Here is a 19,607-nt window from a genome sequence, read left to right as displayed (position 1 = left end):
CCCCCGGGGGGCGCGGGGCCGAGGCGGTGGAGGTGCTGGTCGAGAGGTGCCGTGCCCGCCGCACACCGATGTGCGGCGGGCACGGCGGATGTGTCAGGTCCCGGTGAGGTGTTCGGGACGTACCGGGACCCGGTTCAGCGCCAGGCCCGTCGCCGCGCGGATCGCGGAGACGACGGCAGGCGTCGAGGACAGGGTGGGCGCCTCGCCGACTCCGCGCAGCCCGTAGGGGGCGTGGTCGTCGGCCAGTTCGAGCATGTCGACCGGGATGGTCGGAGTGTCGAGGATGGTGGGGATCAGATAGTCGGTGAAGGAGGGGTTGCGCACCTTTCCGTCCTTCGAGACGACGATCTCCTCCATGACCGCGAGGCCGAGGCCCTGGGTGGTGCCGCCCTGGATCTGGCCGACGACGGACTGCGGGTTGAGCGCCTTCCCGACGTCCTGGGCGCAGGCCAGCTCGACGACCTTGACCAGGCCCAGCTCGGTGTCGACCTCGACGACCGCGCGGTGGGCGGCGAACGAGTACTGCACATGACCGAAACCCTGGCCGGTGACCAGGTCGAAGGGCTGAGTGGGGCGGTGGCGCCACTCGAGCTCGATGTCGACGGCCTCGTCCCCGAGGACGTCGACGAGGTCGGCGAGGACCTCGCCGCCGTCGGTGACGACCTTGCCGCCCTCCAGGAGGAGTTCGGCGGAGGCCCACGCCGGGTGGTACGTGCCGAATTTGGCCCTGCCCAGTTCCAGGGCACCGGCCCGCACCGCCTCGCAGGCGTGTTTGACCGCGCCACCGGTCACATACGTCTGGCGGGAGGCGGAGGTGGAGCCCGCCGAGCCGACACGGGTGTCGGCCGGCTGGATGGTCACCTGGCTGACGCCCAGTTCGGTACGGGCGATCTGGGCGTGCACAGTGACGCCGCCCTGGCCGACCTCGGCCATCGCGGTGTGCACGACCGCGACGGGCTGGCCCGCGACGACCTCCAGACGGACCCGGGCGGTGGAGTAGTCGTCGAAGCCCTCCGAGAAGCCGACGTTCTTTATCCCGACGGCGTAGCCGACACCCCGGACGACGCCCTCGCCGTGCGTGGTGTTGGACAGCCCGCCGGGCAGCGCCCGTACATCGACGGAGCCGGCCGGGCTGTCCGCGGAGCCCGCGCTGAGCCACTGCCGCTCCGGTGGCAGCGGCATCGCCTTGACCCGGCGCAGCAGTTCGGCGACCGGGGCCGGGGAGTCGACGATCTGGCCGGTGGGCATGACCGCGCCTTGTTCCATGGCGTTGCGGCGGCGGAACTCGACGGGGTCCAGGCCCAGTTCGGCGGCGAGCTTGTCCATCTGTGCCTCGTAGGCGAAGCACGCCTGGACCGCCCCGAAGCCGCGCATCGCGCCGCAGGGCGGGTTGTTGGTGTAGAGCGCTATGGCTTCGATGTCGACGTTGTCCACGACGTACGGGCCGGCGGAGAGCGAGGAGGCGTTGCCGACGACGGCCGGGGAGGAGGAGGCGTACGCGCCGCCGTCCAGCACGATGCGGCAGGTCATGTAGAGGAGCTTGCCGTCCCTGGTCGCCCCGTGCTCGTAGTGGAGCTTGGCGGGGTGGCGGTGGACGTGGCCGAAGAAGGACTCGAAGCGGTTGTAGACGATCTTGACGGGTTTGCCGGTGCGCAGCGCGAGCAGACACGCGTGGGCCTGCATGGACAGGTCCTCGCGGCCGCCGAAGGCGCCGCCGACGCCGGAGAGCGTCATCCGCACCTTGTCCTCGGGCAGGCCGAGGACGGGGGCGAGTTGACGGAGGTCGGCGTGCAGCCACTGGGTGGCGATGTAGAGGTCGACGCCGCCGTCCTCGGCGGGCACGGCGAGCCCGGACTCGGGCCCCAGGAACGCCTGGTCCTGCATGCCCACCTCGTAGTCGCCGGAGACGACGACGTCCGCGCGGGCCTTCGCGGCGGCGACGTCGCCGCGGACGATGGGCTGCCGGTGGACGATGTTGGGATGCGGGACATGACGGGCGTGGTCGTCGTCGCGGCCGGGGTGGAGCAGCGGGGCGCCGGGGCCGGTGGCGCTCTCCTCGTCGGCGACGACGGGGAGTTCGGCGTACTCGACCTTGATCTTGGCGGCGGCGCGGCGTGCGGTCTCGGGGTGGTCGGCGGCGACGAGGGCGACGGGCTCGCCGTGGTAGCGGACGACACCGTCGGCGAGGACGGGGGTGTCCTTGATCTCCAGTCCGTAGCGGGTCTCGGCGGGCAGGTCGGCGTGGGTCATGACGGTCTCGACACCGGCGGTGGCGAGCGCTTCGGCGATGTCGACGGAGACGATCCGCGCGTGGGCGTGGGGGCTGCGGAGGGTGAAGCCCCAGAGCATGTCCTCGTGCCACAGGTCGGAGGCGTAGGCGAACTCGCCGGTCACCTTGAGGGTGCCGTCGGGGCGGAGGGTGGACTCGCCGATGCCGCCTTTGGTGCGGCTGCCCTGGGTGAGGCTGGTGGGGGTGCGCGTGACGGACATCCTCAGACCGCCTCTTCGGTGCGGTCGGCGCGGGCCGCCGCGAGGCGTACCGCGTCGAGGATCTTCTCGTAGCCGGTGCAGCGGCACAGATTGCCCGAGAGGGCCTCGCGGATGTCGGCGTCGGAGGGCTCGGCGTTGCGCTCCAGCAGTTCGTCGGCGGCGACGAGGAGACCCGGGGTGCAGAACCCGCACTGGACCGCGCCCGCGTCGATGAAGGCCTGCTGTACGGGCGAGAGTTCGGCGGTGCGCGCGCCCGGCGGCCGGGCCTGCCAGCGCCGGTCCTCGTCGAGGCTCGTGCCCTGTGCGGTGCCCTCCCGGTCCCCTGCCGAGCGCCGCTCGGCGTAGCCGGCGAGCCCTTCGACGGTGTCGACGACGCGGCCCTCCACCTGCCCGGCCGCCACCAGACACGCACAGACCGGGAGACCGTCGAGGCGGACCGTACAGGACCCGCACTCGCCCTGCTCGCAGGCGTTCTTGGAGCCCGGCAGGCCCAGCCGCTCGCGCAGGACGTACAGGAGGCTCTCGCCCTCCCAGACGTCGTCGGCCTCCTGCGGCCGGCCGTTGACCGTGAAATTCACGCGCATGATGCGCTCCTCTCGTTTCCACGGTACGCGTCCCAGGTCCAGCCGAGGGTGCGGCGGGCCATGACGGCCACCGCGTGCCTGCGGTACTCGGCGCTGCCGCGCACGTCGTCGATCGGGTTGCAGGCGCCGGCGGCGAGTTGGGCGAACTGCCGGGCGACGGACGGGGTGATGATCCGTCCGGAGTCCCAGAAGCCGCCCTCGGCGAGCGCCGCCTGGAGGAAGTCCTCCGCCGCCCGGGCCCGGACGGGTGTGGGCGCGGCCGAGCCGATGCCGGTCCTGACCGTGCGGGTCTCGGGGTGCAGGGCGAGGCCGAAGGCGCAGACGGCGATGACCATGGCGTTGCGGGTGCCGACCTTGGAGAAGGCCTGCGGTCCGTCGGCCTTGCGGATACGTACGGCCCGGATCAGTTCGTCGGGCTCCAGTGCGTTGCGCTTGACCCCGGTGTAGAAGTCCTCGACCGGGACGAGACGGGTGCCGCGCACGGACGCCACCTCGACGTCGGCGCCCGCGGCCAGCAGCGCGGGGTGCGCGTCGCCCGCCGGGGAGGCGGCACCGAGGTTGCCGCCGACGCTGCCGCGGTTGCGGATCTGCGGGGAGCCGACGGTGTGCGAGGCGAGCGCGAGGCCGGGCAGCTCCGCGCGCAGGTGGTCCATGATCTGTGCGTAGGGCACGGCGGCGCCGAGACGGACGTCGCGGTCGCCGACCTGCCATTCGTAGAGTTCGCCGATGCGGTTGAGATCCAGCAGGTACTCCGGCCGGCGGTGGTCGAAGTTGATCTCGACCATCACGTCCGTGCCACCCGCGATGGGCACAGCCGTGGGGTGCTCCGCCTTCGCGGCGAGAGCCTCCTCCCAGCTGGCAGGGCGCAGGAAGTCCATGGATGTTCTCTTCTCGAGTCTCGAGGGCGCTGCGAGGGGGGTGGCGCTGGGGAGCAATTCATGTCCTGTTCACGCGGAGTGGGCCAAGTACACAGAGGTGCGGGGGCCCGGGTGCAGTCACCGAAACCATGAAGCGGTTGGCTGGCCGTGGCCCATGTCTTGTAGATTCGAACGAAAGACGGGGTTCGGAAACCTCACGGCATTCCACTGGATACAACAAGACAGATCGGCGGCGACCACGATGCGGCTGCGCGCACTGCTGGAGACGGATGCGCTGGGCCTTCGGCTGCTCGGCGGCGAGGACGAGCTGGACCGCACCGTGCGCGGCGTGATGACCACCGACCTGCGGGACCCGAGCCGGTATCTGTCCGGCGGCGAGCTGGTGCTCACCGGGCTGGCCTGGCGGCGCGAGCCGGAGGACTCCGAGCGGTTCGTCCGGATCCTGGCGGCGGCCGGGGTGGCGGGGCTCGCGGCGGGCGAGGCGGAAATGGCCTCCACCCCCGACGACCTGGTGCTGGCCTGCGCGCGGCACCGGATGCCGCTGTTCTCCGTGGACGAGGACGTGTCCTTCGCGTCCATCACCGAGCACGTCGTGCGGCAGGTCTCCGGCGAGCGGGCCGGTGATCTGGCGGCGGTCGTGGACCGGCACCGCCGGCTGATGACGGCGGGCCCGGCGGGCGGCGGCCCCGAGGTCGTCCTCGACCTGCTCGGCTCCGACCTGGACCTGCGGGCGTGGGTCCTCTCCCCCACCGGCCGCCCCATCGCGGGCTCCTCGCTGGCGGGGGCCGGGCCCGCGCTGCCCGCCGCGGTCAGCGCCACCCTCGCGGGCGAGCACCTGGCCGCCTCGCGCACGGGCCGGCGCGGCCCGCACCGCATCACCGCCGCCGGTGCCACGTACTCGCTGTTCCCCATTCGCAGCAGTGGCCGTGATCTGCGCGAGACGGTCCTCTCCGACTGGCTGCTGGCCGTCGAGGCGGACGCCGGGGACTGGCCGGATGAGCGGCTGGACCTGCTGCACGGCGTCACCCAGCTGATCGCCGTCGAGCGCGACCGGCGGGAGGCGGCCCGTACGGTACGGCGCCGGCTCGCGCAGGAAGTGCTCGAACTGGTCCAGACGGGTGCCGCCCCGGCGGAGATCGCGGCCCGGCTGCGGGTGGCCGCGCCGGTGCTGCTGCCCGGGCTGGGCACGGCCCCGCACTGGCAGATCGTCGTGGCCCGGGTCGAGTGGGAAGGCGGCGACATCCCCGGCGGACCGGTCGCCCAGGCCCTGCTGGAGGAGATGCTGGTCGACCCCGACGCCATCGGCCCCGACCCCTCCGACCGCATCGCCGTCGCCCACACGGGTGACGAGGCGGTCGCCCTGGTGCCGCTTCCCTCGGTCCCCTCGGTGTCCCCCGTGTCCTCCGTGCCCTCGGGCGCCGACGCGGAGGGCGCGGCGGACGTCACCGGTCTGCACGCCGACGCGCTCCTCGCCGCCGTCCGCGAGCCCCTCTCCCGGGGCCTGGCCGACGACGGCCGGCTGACGCTGGGCGTCAGCGCGGCCGTGCACTCCGCGGAGGGGCTGCGCGGCGCCCTGGAGGAGGCCCGTCACGCCCGCCGCGTGGCGGCGGCCCGCCCCGGCCGCGTCTGCGCCGCGGGCCACCAGGAGCTGGCCTCCCACGTCCTGCTCCTCCCCTTCGTCCCCGACGACGTCCGCCGCGCCTTCACCGCCCGCCTGCTGGACCCGCTGCGCGACTACGACCGCCGTCACCGGGCCGAGCTGATCCCCACCCTGGAGGCGTTCCTCGACTGCGACGGTTCCTGGACCCGCTGCGCGACGCGTCTGCACCTGCATGTGAACACCCTGCGCTACCGGGTGGGCCGGATCGAGCAACTGACGGGCCGCGATCTGTCGCGCCTGGAGGACAAGCTGGACTTCTTCCTGGCCCTGCGGATGAGCTGACGCGCCTCGGCACGGCCGTCACACCCGGCCGAGGTGCCGCAGGTACTCCGCCCTGTTGAGGGGGTCGGCACCGGTGCGAGGGCGCGCCGGGGGTTCACCCGGGTGGGGGCGGTCGGTGGTGGGGGCCGTCCACCAGGTGGCCTCGCCCCGGGTGAGGGCCGGCAGGCGGCGTTCGACCTCGGCCGCGCGGGCCGCCGGGACGACGCCCGTCACCAGCCATGAGTCCGTGCCGCCCGAGGTGGCACGGATCTCCGCCCCGACCGCGGCCAGCACGGCCGTCACCGCGCTCAAGGTATCGAGCGGCAGCTCCAGTTCATAGGCGAGGCACGGTTCGTACACCCGGGTGCCGGCCGCCGCGAGGGCGCGCATCAGGACCAGCGGGGTCAGGGAGCGGAAGTCGGCGGCGGTGCTCACGGGGCCGATGAAGCCGGAGCGGGTCAGGGTGACGACGCAGTCGGTGACCTGCCAGCCGTGCAGCCCCTGGGTGAGGGTGCGGGTGACCGTCTCCTCGATGGCACGGTCGAAGGCGAGCGGCAGGGCACCGAGCTCGGTGTCGCGGCGGAACGCCGTGCCCGAGCCCGGCGCGCCCGGCGCGACGCGCAGCCCGACCGTGGCCCAGAAGACATGGCCGCCGTGCCGGTCGATCTCCTCCTGCGCCTCCCCGGTCCCCGCCGGCCGCTCCCGGTACACCGCGCGGCTCGGCTCGAACAGGGCGTCGACACCGAACTCCGTGCTCAGCGTCGCCGCGACGATCTCCTTCTGCACCTCGCCGTAGAGCAGCACCGAGGTGCCACCGCCCGGCAGGGCGCGGGTGCCGATCAGCGGATCCTGGTCGGCGAGGGCGGTCAGCGCGGAGTGCAGCCGGGCGGCGTCGCCCGGGCGGACGGGCCGGACGACGGTCTCCAGGCTCGGCGGCGCGAAGTGCGGCTCCGCGTCCCCTGGGGGCACGGCCCCGAGCCGGTCCCCGACGCGGACCCGCGGCAGGCCCCGGATCCGTGCGATGCCGCCCGCGGTGAGCGGCTCCGCGGCCGGGGCTCCGACGACCTCCAGTGCGGTGATCCGGCCGGTGTGCTCCCCCGGCGTCCCGTCCGCCTCCCGCCGGCGCAGGGTGACGCGCTCCCGCTCGGACAGCTCGCCCGCGAACAGCCGCAGATACGCGGTCTTCTCCCCGCCCGCGCCGCGCTCGACGGCGAACACCGTGCCGCTCGCCCCGGCGCTCCGGTCGACTGCGGGCGCGGGCGGCAGCAGGGACGCGATGCCGTCGAGCAGCGCGGCGACGCCCTGGCCGGACAGCGCCGAGCCGAAGAAGACCGGGGACGCCAGGCCGCGCCCGGTGCGGTCGGCCAGGGCGGACGCCAGCTCGCGCGCGGTGGGGACGCGCCCGGCGACGAGGTCCGCGAGGAGCGCGTCGTCGCCCTCGGCCAGGGCTTCCGCCACCAGCTCACGGAAGTCCGGGTCGGTGAGCGAGCCCGGGATCGTGCGGGCGGCGGGCGTGCCGAGGTCGCGGACCGTGCCCATGGGGACGATGTGCGGGGTGAGCCGGTGGCGGACGTCGGCCAGCAGCCCAGCGGCGCGGGCGCCCGCGCGGTCGGTCTTGTTGACGAACACCAGCGTCGGCAGCCGCAACCGTCGCAGGGTCTTCATCAGCACGCGCGTCTGCGCCTGCACGCCCTCCACGGCGGACAGCACGAGCACCGCGCCGTCGAGCACGCCGAGGGCGCGCTCCACCTCGGCGATGAAGTCGCTGTGGCCGGGGGTGTCGATGAGGTTGACCCGTAGATCGCCGAGGGCGAAGGGGGCGACGGCGGTGCGGATGGTGATGCCGCGGCGGCGTTCGAGCTCGCCGGTGTCGGTGCGGGTGCTGCCTGCGTCGACACTGCCGAGCCGGTCGATGGCGCCGGTGTCGAACAGCAGGCGCTCGGTGAGACTGGTCTTACCGGCGTCGACGTGCGCCAGGATGCCGATGTTGAGCGTGCGGTGCTGCGGAGTACGCATGGGCGGAGAAGTCCTCGGGAACAGTCGTCCGGTCAGGGCGCTGGGGGTTTCCGAGGCTTCGGCGCATGTAGTGACTCCCGTGTCGTGTGCGGTGGGACGCCGCCGGCATGCTGTGCGGCGGCGCGCCGTCATCCTGCCAGCGGCACGACACCGGAATCGAGGCATTTTCCGTCCGGCCCGGCCGGAACCCACCCCGGCGGCGGATGCCCGCCGACGCAGCCGCCGTCGGCTGTCCGCCCGGCATTCGAACACCCCGCCGCCGCACCCACGACGGGGCTATGGCCTGCGATCTCTTCGGTAATCTGCCGCTACCGCAGGGAGGCGCGGGACACGAGGGTGCGACAACCCTCTTCGGACGCAACGGACTTCGGCCGCCGCGCGAGGGCGCAGGACGGCCGTGGACCGTCCACGGGTTTGTGAACTGGTTCACACCTGACCCTTGGCCGCGCCCGGGTCCGCGTGCTGAGATGCGGGCACGGCTTCCAGCTCGACGGCGCGCTTGGGGAGGGCACTGTGGCGGATACCGCCATGCGGAATTCTGGGTTGTCGGAGCCATGGGGACCACAAGGACCGGATCCACAAGGGAACGATCCACTCGAACGAGCCGTGTGGCGGCTGCGGTCGCGCGCCTGCTGGGAGGACGCCGCCGCGCTCCTCGCCCCGCGCGCCGCGGCGGAGGCGGGGGTGGCGCTGCGGCGCACGGCGGTGCTGATCGAGCGGTGCGTGTTCACGGCGCGGGGGTGGGGAGACGCCGAGGACGCGCTGCGGTCGGCGGAAGCCCTGGCCACGGACGACGAGGAACGCGGGGCGGCGGCCTGCGAGCGGGGTCATCTCGCGTACGCGTCCACCCTTTTGGGGGTACGCGACCGGGCCGACGAGGCACGCGCCGCGCTGGGCCGGGCGGCCGCGCTGCTCGGGCCCGGCTCGCCGACCCGCCCGCAGCTGGACTTCCGCCGGGGACTCATCGCCCAGCATCTGTCCGACAACCCGTCGGACGCCACGGCCGCCTTCCAGCGGGCCCACGCGGGGGCGACCGCGCACGGTCACCGGCTGCTGCTCTCCTTCACCTGGCGGCATGTGGCGGCCATGGCCGAGCACGACGGCAAGCTCACCGAGGCACGGCACGGCTTCGCCGAATCGCTGCGCATCCGGGAGGAGTTGGGCTATCTGATCGGCATCGCACCGGCGTTGGCGTCCCTGGCCGCGGTGGTCCCCGACGCGGGCGAGGCGGACCGGCTGCGCGCGGAGGCCACCCGGCTGGTCCACCTCCTCGGCGGCGTCCCGGCCTGGCTGGCGGACCGCCTCACGTCCCCGCGGGCCGCGACCGTACCGCCCCAGGCCGGCCCGGACCCGGCCGTCTAGGCCTCTCGCCGCGGTGGCGGGTGCACCTCCGCTGCGCCGCGGTGTCCTCAAGCGCCGGACGGGCTGATGTCAGCCTGTCCGGCGCTTGAGGACAAGACACAGCAGCCCGGTCAGGCCGCGCCGGTGAAGTGCCGCGTCATCAAGGACTCGACGCCGGCGAGGTCCTGCGCGGCGAGGGCGTCGAGGAGGGTCAGGTGCTCGGCCGCGTCGGCGACGAGGTCGGCGGTGCGGCGCACCGGGCCGTGGGGGGTCGGCCACTGGGCGCGGCGGTGCAGTTCGTCGGCGACCATGACCAGCTGGCGGTTGCCCGTGAGGCCGAGGAGGGCCCGGTGGAAGGCCCGGTCCGCCTCGGCGTAGCCGGCGCGGTCGCCGCTCGCCGCCACGGCGGCGGCGGTCTCGGCCAGTGGCAGCAGCTCGGACCAGGTCCGCGCCGGGAGCGTGCGGGCGAGCCGCAGCATGGCGGGGAGTTCGAGGAGGGTCCGTACCTCGGCGAGCTCGGCGAGATCGCGCGCGGTGCGGCTGGCGACCCGGAAGCCGCGGTTGGGCACGACCTCGACCGCGCCTTCGAGCACGAGCTGCTGCATGGCTTCCCGCACGGGCGTCGCGGACACCCCGAAGCGCTCGCCGAGCGCGGGGCCGGAGTAGACCTCGCCGGGGATCAGCTCACCGCTGACCAGCGCCTTGCGCAGCGCGTCGAGCACCTGGCCCCGGACGGAATAGCGCTGCGGCATCCTGCGCGCGGGGCGCTCGCCCCGCGCGGGCTCCTCGGTGCGCTCGGGCCGCTCCGGCCGGGTGGTGTCCCGGCGGGCGCCGGGCACCGGGTGGCCGTAGCCGTGCTCCCGCTCGTCGTGGACGTGCTCACCGCGTGCGGGCCCGGCCTGCGCCGGCACACCGGCGCCCGTCAGCGGCGCCGCGGTACGGGGTCTGCCCTGCTCCATGGGGGTCCTCCTGGGTGTCCATAACGAACCATAGGCGGCACCTGCGACAGTTCAAACCCCGAACGATTACCGGTAAGGTAAGGCTTACCTGACATCGATCGCGATTCGGTGGTCCCCGCATGCACCCCGCCCCGGCCGCCCCGCCTCCGCGCGACTCCCTCTCCTCCCTTGTCCCCGCCCCTTCCCCGTCCATGGACGCCGGGCTCGCCGGGGTCTCCCCCATGGCCGACGCGTACGCCCGCCTGACCGAGGTCTTCCCCTCCCTGACCGTCCTGACGGAGGCCCCGCGCCACGGCGACGGCTGGGTCACGGCCGCCGGGCTCGCGGCGGGCGGCGCGGACCTCGACGCCTACCTCGCGTGGGACGACGAACAGATCCGGCGCGACTACGGGCAGCCCGCCCGCCCGGACGTGGTGGCCGGCTTCGGCCTGCACCGCTACGCCTGGCCGGTCTGCCTGCTCGTCACCGTCCCCTGGTTCCTGCGGCGCCGCGTGCCGCGACTGCCGGTCGACGCCGTCTCCTTCCACCGGGTGCTGGGGCGGATGACGGCCGACGTCACCCACTTCGCCTGCCTGCCGGACGACCCGGCCGCCACCGACCCGGGCGCCCGGGTCGTTCCCGACGAGGAAGCGCTGCGCGCGGAGGTGCGGGCGGCCGTCGCCGAGCACCTGGCACCGGTACTGGACGGCTTCCGGCCGCGCATGCGGCGCGGGCCGCGCGCCCTGTGGGGCATGGCGACCGACGAGGTGACCGAGGGGCTCTGGCATCTGGGCCGGCTGCTCGGCGAGGAACAGCGGGCGCTGCGGGAGCTGGCCCTGCTCCTGCCGGGGGCCACGGCGCCCTACGTCGGCGGCTCGGACTTCCGTGAGCTGACCGTGCCGAGAGCCCACGGGGCGGGGACGCTGCCGACCCGGGACCGGGTGAGTTGCTGCTTCTTCTACACCCTGCGCCCCGACGACACCTGTCTCACCTGTCCACGCACCTGCGATGCGGACCGAATCGATCGACTTTCCGCAAGCTGATGGGCTTCATTCCACCCGGTCGAGTGGTTTGACGGGAACACAATTCCCGGTCACCTGAACGATGTTCGACCTACTTCGCACCTATCCGTATTCCCTTGGCCTCCATTGGCGTTCACTTGCTCCAAAACCCTTGGGCGAACGGTCCGATTCCGACAGGATGGCGCGCGAAACGCAGTACCGCAAAGCAAGGGAAGCAAGATGAGAGTGACCGACATACCGCTGAATTGGGTGCTGCCCTGTGGGGTGGCGCTCACGGGGGCCCTGGTGGCGGTGGCGGTGCTCACGCGCGGGCGGCGGGGCAGCCCGGAGGACGCGGCGGGCACCACGGATTCCTGGGAACGCACCGAGGAGCGCAGGCGCCGCAAGGAGACCGTCTACGGCATCGCCTCGTACGTACTCCTCTTCTGCTGTGCCGCCGTCGCCGCCGCGCTCTCCTTCCACGGCCTGGTCGGCTTCGGACAGCAGAACCTGGGCCTGACGGACGGCTGGGAGTACCTGGTCCCCTTCGGCCTCGACGGCGCGGCGATGTTCTGCTCCGTCCTCGCCGTCCGCGAGGCCAGCCACGGCGACGCGGCCCTCGGCTCGCGGCTGCTGGTGTGGACGTTCGCCGGCGCCGCCGCCTGGTTCAACTGGGTGCACGCGCCGCGCGGGATAGACCACGCGGGCGCCCCGCAGTTCTTCGCGGGGATGTCGCTGTCGGCGGCGGTGCTCTTCGACCGCGCGCTCAAACAGACCCGCCGGGCCGCGCTGCGTGAACAGGGCCTGGTGCCCCGCCCGTTGCCGCAGATCCGCATAGTGCGGTGGCTGCGGGCTCCGCGGGAGACCTTCGGCGCCTGGTCGCTGATGCTGCTCGAGGGCGTACGGACGCTGGACGAAGCCGTCGAGGAGGTCCGCGAGGACAAACGGCAGCGGGAACAGCACCGCATCCGCCAGCGGGAGGCGGGCAGGCTGGAGCGGGCCCGTCTCAAGGCCTACAACCGGCAGCACCGGGCGTGGGGCCTCGGCCGCGGCGGCCAGCAAGTGGACGTACGTCCGCCCGGGCCCTCGGGACCGGCCGCCGTACCCGCCGCCGCGCAGCCCGCACAGATCGGTTCGGAGCCTTCCATAGTCGAGCAGGGACACCTTCCCGTTCGTTCCCGTCCACTTCAGGCGGTCGGCGGCGGTCCTGAGCCGATCGACCTCACCGCGGAGGACGACACCCAGGCCATCCCGCGACTCGACTCGCTGGAGGCCAAACTCGCCCAGATCGAGCGTCAGTTCGGCTGACTGACAACCGGCCGCCCTGGGCCGCCGCGCGGCCCGGGGCGCGCGTGGCGAACCGCACCCATACTACCCGGCCGCCCGACTGGTACCGACACGGTGACCACGGGTCACCGCGCCTTCGCAGGCGTCAACTGGCCTTGGACCGGCCCCACTCGGAGCGGTCACAGACCGAACCACCCGCCACGGCCGCGCCGTCGGCCGTCATGGCTCCTGGGCCTCCAGCTCGAACCACACGGACTTGCCGACAGCATGGGCCCGTACGCCCCACGCGTCCGCCAGGGAGTGCACCAGCAACAGCCCGCGGCCCGAGGTGGCGGCACCGGCTATGACGGACTCCGGATCACCGTCCGGTCCGGCCCGGTGCAGGGTCGGGTGCCGCGCGACGAAGTCCCGCACCTCCACCCGCAGTCGCCCTTTGACCTCGGCGGCATCACCACCGTCCAGCGTGACGGTGACCACCGCCCCGCCGTCGGTGTGCACCAGGGCGTTGGTGACGAGCTCGCTCGCCAGGAGCCGGGCCGTGTCCGCCCGCCCCGGAGCCCCCCACCGCGCCAGCAGTTCGCGCAGGGCGGCCCGTACGTCAGCGACCGCCGTCAGATCCTTTTGCCGGAGCCGTCTTTCCCAGCAAGGCCCGGAATCCCCTTTTCCGTCCCCCTCCCCGTCCGACGTCATGCCGTCCGCGGCCCCTTCCCGACCCGCGTCGCTCTCCGCGGCCACCCAGTTCGCAGTTCGCCGTTTCATCCCTCGCCGCCCCGACCCCTCCCCGGCGTCCCGGATCGAACACGCTCACGGCAATGCATGCCCCACTCGTAAGGGAACGACGCCTGTTGACGCATCAACAGGGTTATATGACTGGAATACGGGAGTGTCTGCGAACGGTGTGAATAGCCGCCCCGGTGGTGCCCGCGATCACCGGACCGATTGTCAGTGCCCCATGCCACACTCCCCGCATGACCGAGATTCCGACGAAGACCCCGGCCCAGCTGCCGACCGCCGCCTACTCCCAGCCCTGGTCGGGCGCGGACCGGGCCCAGCTCCCTCGCGTCGGCGGGGAGCGCGAGGTGCTGACCGCCTTCCTCGACTGGCACCGGGCGACGTTCGAGGCCAAGTGTTCCGGCATCCCGCCGGAGCGGCTCTCCGAGAAGGGGGTCGCCCCCTCCGGATTGAGCCTGCACGGCCTTCTCCGCCACCTTTCCGGGGTGGAGCGGTGGTGGTTCCGCATGCAGTTCGCCGGTGAGGACCTGCCCCATCTGTACTACTCGGACGACGACCCGGACCAGGATTTCGAGTCGTTGGACGGCGATGTCGAGGAAGCCTTCGCGGTGTGGCGGGCCGAGTGCGAGCGCTCGCGCGAGATCGTGGCCGGCGCGCCCTCCCTGGACGCCACCGGCCGGGAGCGGCTGAGCGGCGAGCCGGTCTCGCTGCGCGTGATCCTGGTGAAGCTGATCGCGGAGTACGCCCGGCACAACGGCCACGCCGATCTGCTCCGCGAGCGGATAGACGGCTCCACCGGCTTCTAGGGCCCTGCCGAGGAGGCCCGCTAAGGCCGCGGCACATTGCGGAGGTTGGAGCGGGCCATCTGCAGCATCCGGCCCACTCCTCCGTCCAGCACGATCTTGCCTGCGGAGAGCGCGAAGCCACTGACCATCTCCGCGCGGATCTTCGGGGGGATGGACAGGGCGTTCGGGTCGGTGACGATGTCCACCAGTGCGGGGCCCTTGTGCTTGAAGGCGTCCCGCAGCGCGCCGCGCACGTGCTTGGGCTTCTCGACCCGTACGCCGTGTGCTCCCGCCGCCCGGGCGATGGCCGCGAAGTCGGGGTTGTGGTTGGTGGTGCCGTACGCCGGCAGTCCGCCGACCATCATCTCCAGCTCGACCATGCCGAGGGAGGAGTTGTTGAAGAGTACGACCTTCACCGGAAGGTCGTACTGCACGAGCGTGAGGAAGTCGCCCATCAGCATGGTGAAGCCGCCGTCGCCCGACATGGCGACGACCTGCCGGTCACGGTCGAGGAACTGAGCGCCGATCGCCTGCGGCAAGGCGTTGGCCATCGATCCATGGGTGAAGGAACCGATCACACGGCGACGGCCGTTGGGGGTGAGGTAGCGGGCGGCCCAGACGTTGTTCATCCCGGTGTCCACGGTGAAGACCGCGTCGTCGGCGGCCTCCTCGTCGAGGATCGAGGCGACGTACTCGGGGTGGATCGGCGTGTGCTTCTCGACCTTGCGCGTATAGGCCTTGACCACCCCTTCGAGGGCGTCGGCGTGCTTCTTCAGCATCTTGTCGAGGAACTTGCGGCTGCTCTTGACCTGCACCTTCGGGGTGAGGCAGCGCAGCGTCTCGCGCACGTCGCCCCACACCGCGAGGTCGAGCTTGGACCGGCGGCCCAGGTGCTGGGGGCGCACATCGACCTGGGCGATCTTCACATCGTCGGGAAGGAAGGCGTTGTACGGGAAATCGGTGCCCAGCAGGATCAGCAGATCGCACTCGTGCGTGGCCTCGTAGGCGGCGCCGTAGCCGAGCAGGCCGCTCATCCCCACGTCGTACGGATTGTCGTACTGGATCCATTCCTTGCCGCGCAGCGCGTGCCCGACCGGCGCCTTCACCCGTTCCGCGAAGCGCATCACCTCTTCGTGCGCGCCCGCCGTGCCGCTGCCGCAGAACAGCGTCACCTTGCCCGCCTCGTCCACCATCCGGGCCAGCGCCTCGATCTCCGCGTCACCCGGCCGCACGGTGGGGCGCGTGGTGACCAGGGCGTGCTCGATGCTGCGCTCGGGGGCCTGCTGGTCCGCGATGTCGCCCGGCAGGACGATGACGCTGACACCGCCCTGGCCGATCGCGTTCTGTACGGCGGTCTGGAGCACCCGGGGCATCTGCTGCGGGTTGGAGATCAGCTCGCAGTAGTGGCTGCACTCGCGGAAGAGCTGGTCCGGGTGGGTCTCCTGGAAGAAGCCGGTGCCGATCTCGCTGCTCGGGATGTGCGAGGCCAGGGCGAGCACCGGCGCCATCGAGCGGTGCGCGTCGTAGAGGCCGTTGATCAGGTGCAGATTGCCGGGGCCGCAGGAGCCCGCGCAGGCGGCGAGCTTCCCCGTCAGCTGCGCCTCCGCCCCGGCGGCGAACGCGGCGACCTCCTCGTGGCGGACCTGGATCCAGTCGATGGCGGCGTTGCGGCGGATCGCGTCCACGACGGGGTTCAGGCTGTCGCCCACGACCCCGTAGAGCCGCCGCACCCCGGCTCGTACGAGGATGTCCACCGTCTGCTCCGCCACGGTCTGCTTCGCCATCGGGCCGGTCCTCTCGGGTCGGGTCGGGACACGTCCGCACGCGTCCCCTGACAGTGCGCTCCTGCCCCCATCAACCCATGGAACTCCTGGCTATGCCTCCCAGACCGCGCACGCGGTGCGGTCGTCGGCGTATCCCTTCACCCGCAGCTGTCCGTCCGCGAGGAACGCGGCCAGCCCGGGCGGCCGCTGGCCGGTCCACCGTTCGGCGAGCCGGTCGCCCAGCGCGGGCTCGCCGCGCATCGGGTCGGCGAGGCCCGCGCTGCACAGCAGCAGGACATCACCCGGCCGGGCGACGGACGCACGGAACCGGAAGGGCTCGCTCGGCACCTCGACGGGGTCGATGACCCGGGCGGTGCCGGGGGTGGCGATGCCGAGGTCCACGGTGATCCGGTCGGCGGGCCCGCTGCCCCGGCCGACGATCGGGTCGACGTTCCCGTCCGCCTCGCGCGGGGCGGGGTCCAGGTCCTGCCACGCGCCCTCCCGCAGCCGGAAGAGCCCGCCCGCGCCCACCCCGAAGAAGACGCGCGTACGGCACCGGGCGTCGGCGGGCAGCAGCAGACAGCGCACGGCGGCGGTGTACTCGGCGGGCCGCAGGCCGAGGTCGGCCGCCCGGCCGCGCAGTCGCCCGTACGAGCGGTCGGTGAGCCGGTGCAGCCCCGACCTCAGCTCGCCCCGGCGGCCACGGCGGATGTCCTCCACCAGCCGGGGGTGGCTGCGCCCGACCGCGTCGGCCAGCCACGCGCAGGCGTCCCGGGCCGCCCGGTGGGAGCCTTCCGCGGCGCGTCCGCCGCTCGCGACGGCGACCAGCAGCAGGGCGTCGTCACCGTCCCCGAAGCGGGCGGTGAGCAGCGCGTCCCGCCGCGGTTCGCCGCGGTAGCGGGCCGAGTCCCCGCGCAGGGACAGGGCGCGCAGCGTCAGCACGCCGTACCGGGCGCCGTCGACCACGGTGTCGGGCACGAGGTCGTCCAGTGCGCCGGGGGCGGCGGGGGGCCAGGCGGTGGGCTCGGCGTCGTAGGTGGGCGGCCCCTGGCCGACGAATTCGGCCGCGCGGTTGGCCGTGCGGACCGTCTGGCGGGGGACGGAGGACAGCCGGGTGGTCGGCTCGGGCCCGCTGCCCGCGTCGAGTTCCCCTGCGGTCCGGCCCGGCTCGATCGCCACCCGCGTCGGTGCCGGCGGGGCGGCGGGGGCGGGTGGTGCGGACGGGGCGGCGGGGAGGGGCCGTGCGGGGGGCTCGGCGGGCGCGGAGCGCTTCTGCGGGAGGGGGAGGCGCGGTGGCGGTACCTGCGCCCTCGGGTCGGTGCGCGGGGGCTTGCGCGGCCGGTCCGGCCCGGCGTTCGAAGGACGGGCGGGCGAGGGCAGTTGGGGCGGCACCGGCAGGGCGCCGGCCTGGGGCGATCCCCAGCTCTTCGGCACGGGGAGCAGGCCTCGTCCGGGTGGGGTCTGCGGGGGTGGCCCGGCGGAGTCCGCCGCGGCGGGCGGGGCGGGCGGGTCCGGAGGGGCCTCAGGGCCGGTGACGTCGGCGGGGGCCGGTGGTCCGGACGTATCGGTGAGGCGGGCGGAGGCCTGGGGAGCGGGGGGCCGGGGCGCGGGGGCGGGCGGGGCGGGTTCGGACGGGCGTACGGGTTTCGCGGCTTCCGCCGGCCCCGGGCGGCTCCCGGGGCCGGAGCGCCTGACCGGCTCCGATCGGCTCACCGCCTCGGTACGGCGGGGTGGTTGGGGCGGGCGCGGGCCGGGTGGTGCGGGTGGCTCGGCGCCTCGCAGCGCCCGCGGTTCGGCCCTCACCACCGCCGCGGCCGAGATGAATCGATCATCGAGGCTGTCGTCCTCGGCGGCCGAGCCCGGATCGGGTTCGCTCCTGCCGTACAACTCGCCCCACCAGGCGTCCTCTTGGTCGGCGTACCGATCCCCCTGCTGGTTCATGCCCTTATTGTCCACACTGTGTGGCTTACGGGAAGAGTGCACGGCGGACACCACCCGGGGATGATGGCCCGAGTCGGATCGCGGTTTGGGGAGGGGTTCGCGTGCTCGGTGCCATAGGACTGGACGCCATGAGGGAGACGGCGCCCCGGGATCAGGGGGCTGAACGGCTCGCGGGCCCCGGTGCGGTGGAGGTGGTGACCGGGGCGCGCGCTGTCGCACAGCGACTTTCGCGGATGCGTCTTGGCGCGGGCGAAGAAGTGTGCGCGCTGTTGACGGGGAGACCCTGGGGCGCCCCGGGTGCGGAGAGCGGGGTGCCCCACCGGGCGGTCGTGGAGCGGGCCGCGTTGGCCGGGGCGCGGGGGCGGGAGGGGGCCACGGCCGTCCTCGGCGGGGTCGAACCCGCGCGGCTGCGGGCCGTCGAACGGGTACCGGCCGAGCTGGTCATCGCCGACCGCCGGATCGCGCTGCTGCCGCTCGCCTCGCACACCGCCGAGTCCGCCGCGCTGGTCGTCCACGGTGGTGCGCTGCTGGAGTCCCTGGTGAACCTCTTCGAGGACGTATGGCACGAGGCGCTGCCGGTCCGGGCGGCCGGTGCGGACCCGGGCAGGGCCGGTCATCTGCCTGGGGCCCGTATATCCGGGCCCGGGGCTGCCGGGCCCGATGAGGTGGACCTGGAGGTCCTCTCCCTGCTGCTGGTCGGGCTCACGGACGCGAGCGTCGCGAAGCAGCTCGGCCTGGGGTTGCGGACGGTGCAGCGGCGGGTGAAGCGGCTGATGGAGCTGGCGGGGGTGACGACCCGCTTGCAGCTGGGCTGGCACGCGGCGGAGCGCGGCTGGACGGCCCGCGGCTGAGCTGGTTCAGGCGTCTTCGCACGTCAGGTGCAGTGCGGGGGCGCTGGCGGCGGCATTTTGGGAACCTGGGTCCATGGGGACGTGGCAGCTGGTCCTGGTGGGGCTGGTGATGCTGCTCGGCCTGTTCGGCGTCGTGACGCCGGGGCTGCCCGGACCGTCGATCGTGTGGGCGGGGGTGCTCTGGTGGTCGATGACCGAGCGGTCCGCGTCGGCCTGGGCGGTCCTGGCCGTAGCCACGGGGGTGCTGCTGCTGAACCGGGCCGTCATCTGGCTGTTGCCGCCACGGCGGCCGAGGGGCGCGGGCATCACGCGGCGCGCCTTCCTGGTGGCGGGCGCGTCGGGCGTCGTGGGCTTCTTCGTCCTGCCCGTGATCGGTGCCGTGCCGGGCTTTCTCGCCGGGCTCTACGCGATGGAGCGGCGGCGGCTGGGCGGGCACGGCGAGGCGTGGGCGTCGACGCGGACGGTGATGCGGGCGCTGGGGGCCAGCGTGCTCGTCGAACTGTTCGCCTGCCTGCTGGTCGTGGGCGGGTGGATCGGGGCGGTGCTCCGGGGGTGACGGGGCCGGGCCCGTGCGGGCCGTGCTCTCAGTGCCCGCTTTCGAGGGCCAGCAACAGGCGCTTGCGGTCCAGCCCGCCCGCGTAGCCGGTGAGCGAGCCGTCGGCCCCGATCACGCGGTGGCAGGGGCGCAGCACGAGCAGCGGGTTGGCTCCGACCGCGCCGCCGACCGCGCGCACGGCGGCGCGCGGGGCTCCGACGCGGGCGGCCAGCTCGCCGTAGCTGGTGGTGGCGCCGTAGGGGACGGCGTCCAGGGCGGCCCAGACGCGTTGCCGGAATTCCGTGCCCTGGGGGGCGAGCGTGAGCGTGAAGTCCTTGCTCTCGCCCGCGAAGTAGGCGGTGAGCTGCCGTTCGGCCTCGGCGAAGGCGGCGGGGTCGCGGTGCCAGTCCGGCTGCGCGAGGAGACCGTTCTTCTGGCCGGGTACGGACAGCGAGAGAAGGGCGGTGCCGCCGGGTGCGCCGGCGGCGGGGCGGCCGGTGAGGAGCAGCCGCCCGAGCGGGCTGTCGATTTCGGTGTAGAGCAT

The 19,607-nt window shown here is 73.6% G+C and carries 15 protein-coding genes and 1 pseudogene; 7 read left to right on the top strand and 9 right to left on the bottom strand.

Annotated elements, in window-relative coordinates; genetic code table 11:
* Window positions 1-93 precede the first annotated feature (93 nt).
* The 3 genes from pucD to AB8O64_RS28175 are packed head-to-tail and all read right to left on the bottom strand — an operon-like array spanning window position 94 to window position 3,952.
* Complete coding sequence (gene pucD / locus AB8O64_RS28185; protein WP_370422090.1) at window positions 94-2,490, bottom strand: xanthine dehydrogenase subunit D; 2,397 nt, start codon at window positions 2,488-2,490, stop codon at window positions 94-96.
* A 2-nt stretch (window positions 2,491-2,492) separates the two neighbouring features.
* A complete protein-coding gene (locus tag AB8O64_RS28180) occupies window positions 2,493-3,074 on the bottom strand; it encodes a (2Fe-2S)-binding protein (protein ID WP_370422089.1) in 582 nt (193 codons plus the stop codon).
* The gene (locus tag AB8O64_RS28175) at window positions 3,065-3,952 is read right to left on the bottom strand and encodes a xanthine dehydrogenase family protein subunit M (protein WP_370422087.1); all 888 of its coding nucleotides are present in this window, start codon (window positions 3,950-3,952) and stop codon (window positions 3,065-3,067) included. Before AB8O64_RS28175 ends, AB8O64_RS28180 begins: the two co-directional genes overlap by 10 nt.
* Before the next feature lie 241 nt (window positions 3,953-4,193).
* Between AB8O64_RS28175 and AB8O64_RS28170 the strand changes: the two genes are divergently transcribed.
* Entirely contained in the window at window positions 4,194-5,894 is a 1,701-nt protein-coding gene (locus tag AB8O64_RS28170) for a PucR family transcriptional regulator (RefSeq protein ID WP_370422086.1), read from the top strand.
* Window positions 5,895-5,912: 18 nt separating this feature from the next.
* On the opposite strand, the gene otr(A) is transcribed toward AB8O64_RS28170, so the two are convergent.
* On the bottom strand, window positions 5,913-7,889 hold the full coding sequence (gene otr(A) / locus AB8O64_RS28165; RefSeq protein WP_370422085.1) for a tetracycline resistance ribosomal protection protein Otr(A): 1,977 nt from the start codon (window positions 7,887-7,889) through the stop codon (window positions 5,913-5,915).
* Window positions 7,890-8,417: 528 nt separating this feature from the next.
* Here otr(A) and AB8O64_RS28160 point away from each other — a divergent pair.
* Window positions 8,418-9,251 (top strand): hypothetical protein, encoded by an 834-nt coding sequence (locus AB8O64_RS28160; protein WP_370422083.1) that lies wholly within the window; start codon window positions 8,418-8,420, stop codon window positions 9,249-9,251.
* 110 nt (window positions 9,252-9,361) lie between these two features.
* On the opposite strand, the gene AB8O64_RS28155 is transcribed toward AB8O64_RS28160, so the two are convergent.
* Window positions 9,362-10,189, bottom strand: a complete 828-nt coding sequence (locus AB8O64_RS28155; RefSeq protein WP_370422082.1) for a GntR family transcriptional regulator — start codon at window positions 10,187-10,189, stop codon at window positions 9,362-9,364.
* A 191-nt stretch (window positions 10,190-10,380) separates the two neighbouring features.
* Between AB8O64_RS28155 and AB8O64_RS28150 the strand changes: the two genes are divergently transcribed.
* Window positions 10,381-11,211 (top strand): (2Fe-2S)-binding protein, encoded by an 831-nt coding sequence (locus AB8O64_RS28150; RefSeq protein WP_370423989.1) that lies wholly within the window; start codon window positions 10,381-10,383, stop codon window positions 11,209-11,211.
* Window positions 11,212-11,409: 198 nt separating this feature from the next.
* Window positions 11,410-12,477: a DUF2637 domain-containing protein gene (locus AB8O64_RS28145; RefSeq protein WP_130881636.1), complete on the top strand. Its 1,068-nt coding sequence runs from the start codon at window positions 11,410-11,412 to the stop codon at window positions 12,475-12,477.
* A 198-nt stretch (window positions 12,478-12,675) separates the two neighbouring features.
* On the opposite strand, the gene AB8O64_RS28140 is transcribed toward AB8O64_RS28145, so the two are convergent.
* Window positions 12,676-13,146 (bottom strand): ATP-binding protein, encoded by a 471-nt coding sequence (locus AB8O64_RS28140; RefSeq protein WP_370422080.1) that lies wholly within the window; start codon window positions 13,144-13,146, stop codon window positions 12,676-12,678.
* Window positions 13,147-13,424: 278 nt separating this feature from the next.
* On the opposite strand from AB8O64_RS28140, the gene AB8O64_RS28135 reads away from it, so the two are divergent.
* Window positions 13,425-13,994, top strand: coding sequence for a DinB family protein (locus tag AB8O64_RS28135; RefSeq protein ID WP_370422079.1), 570 nt, complete (start codon window positions 13,425-13,427; stop codon window positions 13,992-13,994).
* 20 nt (window positions 13,995-14,014) lie between these two features.
* On the opposite strand, the gene AB8O64_RS28130 is transcribed toward AB8O64_RS28135, so the two are convergent.
* Window positions 14,015-15,757, bottom strand: coding sequence for a pyruvate dehydrogenase (locus tag AB8O64_RS28130; protein ID WP_370422078.1), 1,743 nt, complete (start codon window positions 15,755-15,757; stop codon window positions 14,015-14,017).
* 90 nt (window positions 15,758-15,847) lie between these two features.
* Window positions 15,848-17,677, bottom strand: coding sequence for a protein phosphatase 2C domain-containing protein (locus AB8O64_RS28125; RefSeq protein ID WP_370422076.1), 1,830 nt, complete (start codon window positions 17,675-17,677; stop codon window positions 15,848-15,850).
* Window positions 17,678-17,862: 185 nt separating this feature from the next.
* Here AB8O64_RS28125 and AB8O64_RS28120 point away from each other — a divergent pair.
* Together AB8O64_RS28120 and AB8O64_RS28115 are read left to right on the top strand one after the other, a co-directional pair.
* Window positions 17,863-18,528 (top strand): annotated as a pseudogene (locus tag AB8O64_RS28120) (hypothetical protein); the annotation flags it as partial.
* A gap of 73 nt (window positions 18,529-18,601) precedes the next feature.
* On the top strand, window positions 18,602-19,084 hold the full coding sequence (locus tag AB8O64_RS28115) for a DUF456 domain-containing protein (RefSeq protein WP_370422075.1): 483 nt from the start codon (window positions 18,602-18,604) through the stop codon (window positions 19,082-19,084).
* Between the two features lie 28 nt (window positions 19,085-19,112).
* On the opposite strand, the gene AB8O64_RS28110 is transcribed toward AB8O64_RS28115, so the two are convergent.
* A complete protein-coding gene (locus AB8O64_RS28110; protein ID WP_370422074.1) occupies window positions 19,113-19,607 on the bottom strand; it encodes a methylated-DNA--[protein]-cysteine S-methyltransferase in 495 nt (164 codons plus the stop codon).

Origin of the sequence: Streptomyces sp. QH1-20 (assembly GCF_041283565.1) — a bacterium.
Taxonomy (GTDB): Bacteria; Actinomycetota; Actinomycetes; order Streptomycetales; family Streptomycetaceae; genus Streptomyces; species Streptomyces syringius.
The sequence above is the reverse complement of the archived record's forward strand: the minus strand, read 5'-3'. Positions and strand labels throughout refer to the sequence as shown.

What these genes read in the sequence shown, in the direction of transcription:
- pucD (WP_370422090.1), bottom strand. Translation starts at nt 2,490, where the DNA reads ATGTCCGTCACGCGCACCCCCACCAGCCTCACCCAGGGCAGCCGCACC.
- AB8O64_RS28180 (WP_370422089.1), bottom strand. Translation starts at nt 3,074, where the DNA reads ATGCGCGTGAATTTCACGGTCAACGGCCGGCCGCAGGAGGCCGACGAC.
- AB8O64_RS28175 (WP_370422087.1), bottom strand. Translation starts at nt 3,952, where the DNA reads ATGGACTTCCTGCGCCCTGCCAGCTGGGAGGAGGCTCTCGCCGCGAAG.
- AB8O64_RS28170 (WP_370422086.1), top strand. Translation starts at nt 4,194, where the DNA reads ATGCGGCTGCGCGCACTGCTGGAGACGGATGCGCTGGGCCTTCGGCTG.
- AB8O64_RS28160 (WP_370422083.1), top strand. Translation starts at nt 8,418, where the DNA reads ATGCGGAATTCTGGGTTGTCGGAGCCATGGGGACCACAAGGACCGGAT.
- AB8O64_RS28155 (WP_370422082.1), bottom strand. Translation starts at nt 10,189, where the DNA reads ATGGAGCAGGGCAGACCCCGTACCGCGGCGCCGCTGACGGGCGCCGGT.
- AB8O64_RS28150 (WP_370423989.1), top strand. Translation starts at nt 10,381, where the DNA reads ATGGACGCCGGGCTCGCCGGGGTCTCCCCCATGGCCGACGCGTACGCC.
- AB8O64_RS28145 (WP_130881636.1), top strand. Translation starts at nt 11,410, where the DNA reads ATGAGAGTGACCGACATACCGCTGAATTGGGTGCTGCCCTGTGGGGTG.
- AB8O64_RS28140 (WP_370422080.1), bottom strand. Translation starts at nt 13,146, where the DNA reads ATGACGTCGGACGGGGAGGGGGACGGAAAAGGGGATTCCGGGCCTTGC.
- AB8O64_RS28135 (WP_370422079.1), top strand. Translation starts at nt 13,425, where the DNA reads ATGACCGAGATTCCGACGAAGACCCCGGCCCAGCTGCCGACCGCCGCC.
- AB8O64_RS28130 (WP_370422078.1), bottom strand. Translation starts at nt 15,757, where the DNA reads ATGGCGAAGCAGACCGTGGCGGAGCAGACGGTGGACATCCTCGTACGA.
- AB8O64_RS28125 (WP_370422076.1), bottom strand. Translation starts at nt 17,677, where the DNA reads ATGAACCAGCAGGGGGATCGGTACGCCGACCAAGAGGACGCCTGGTGG.
- AB8O64_RS28115 (WP_370422075.1), top strand. Translation starts at nt 18,602, where the DNA reads ATGGGGACGTGGCAGCTGGTCCTGGTGGGGCTGGTGATGCTGCTCGGC.
- AB8O64_RS28110 (WP_370422074.1), bottom strand. Translation starts at nt 19,607, where the DNA reads ATGCTCTACACCGAAATCGACAGCCCGCTCGGGCGGCTGCTCCTCACC.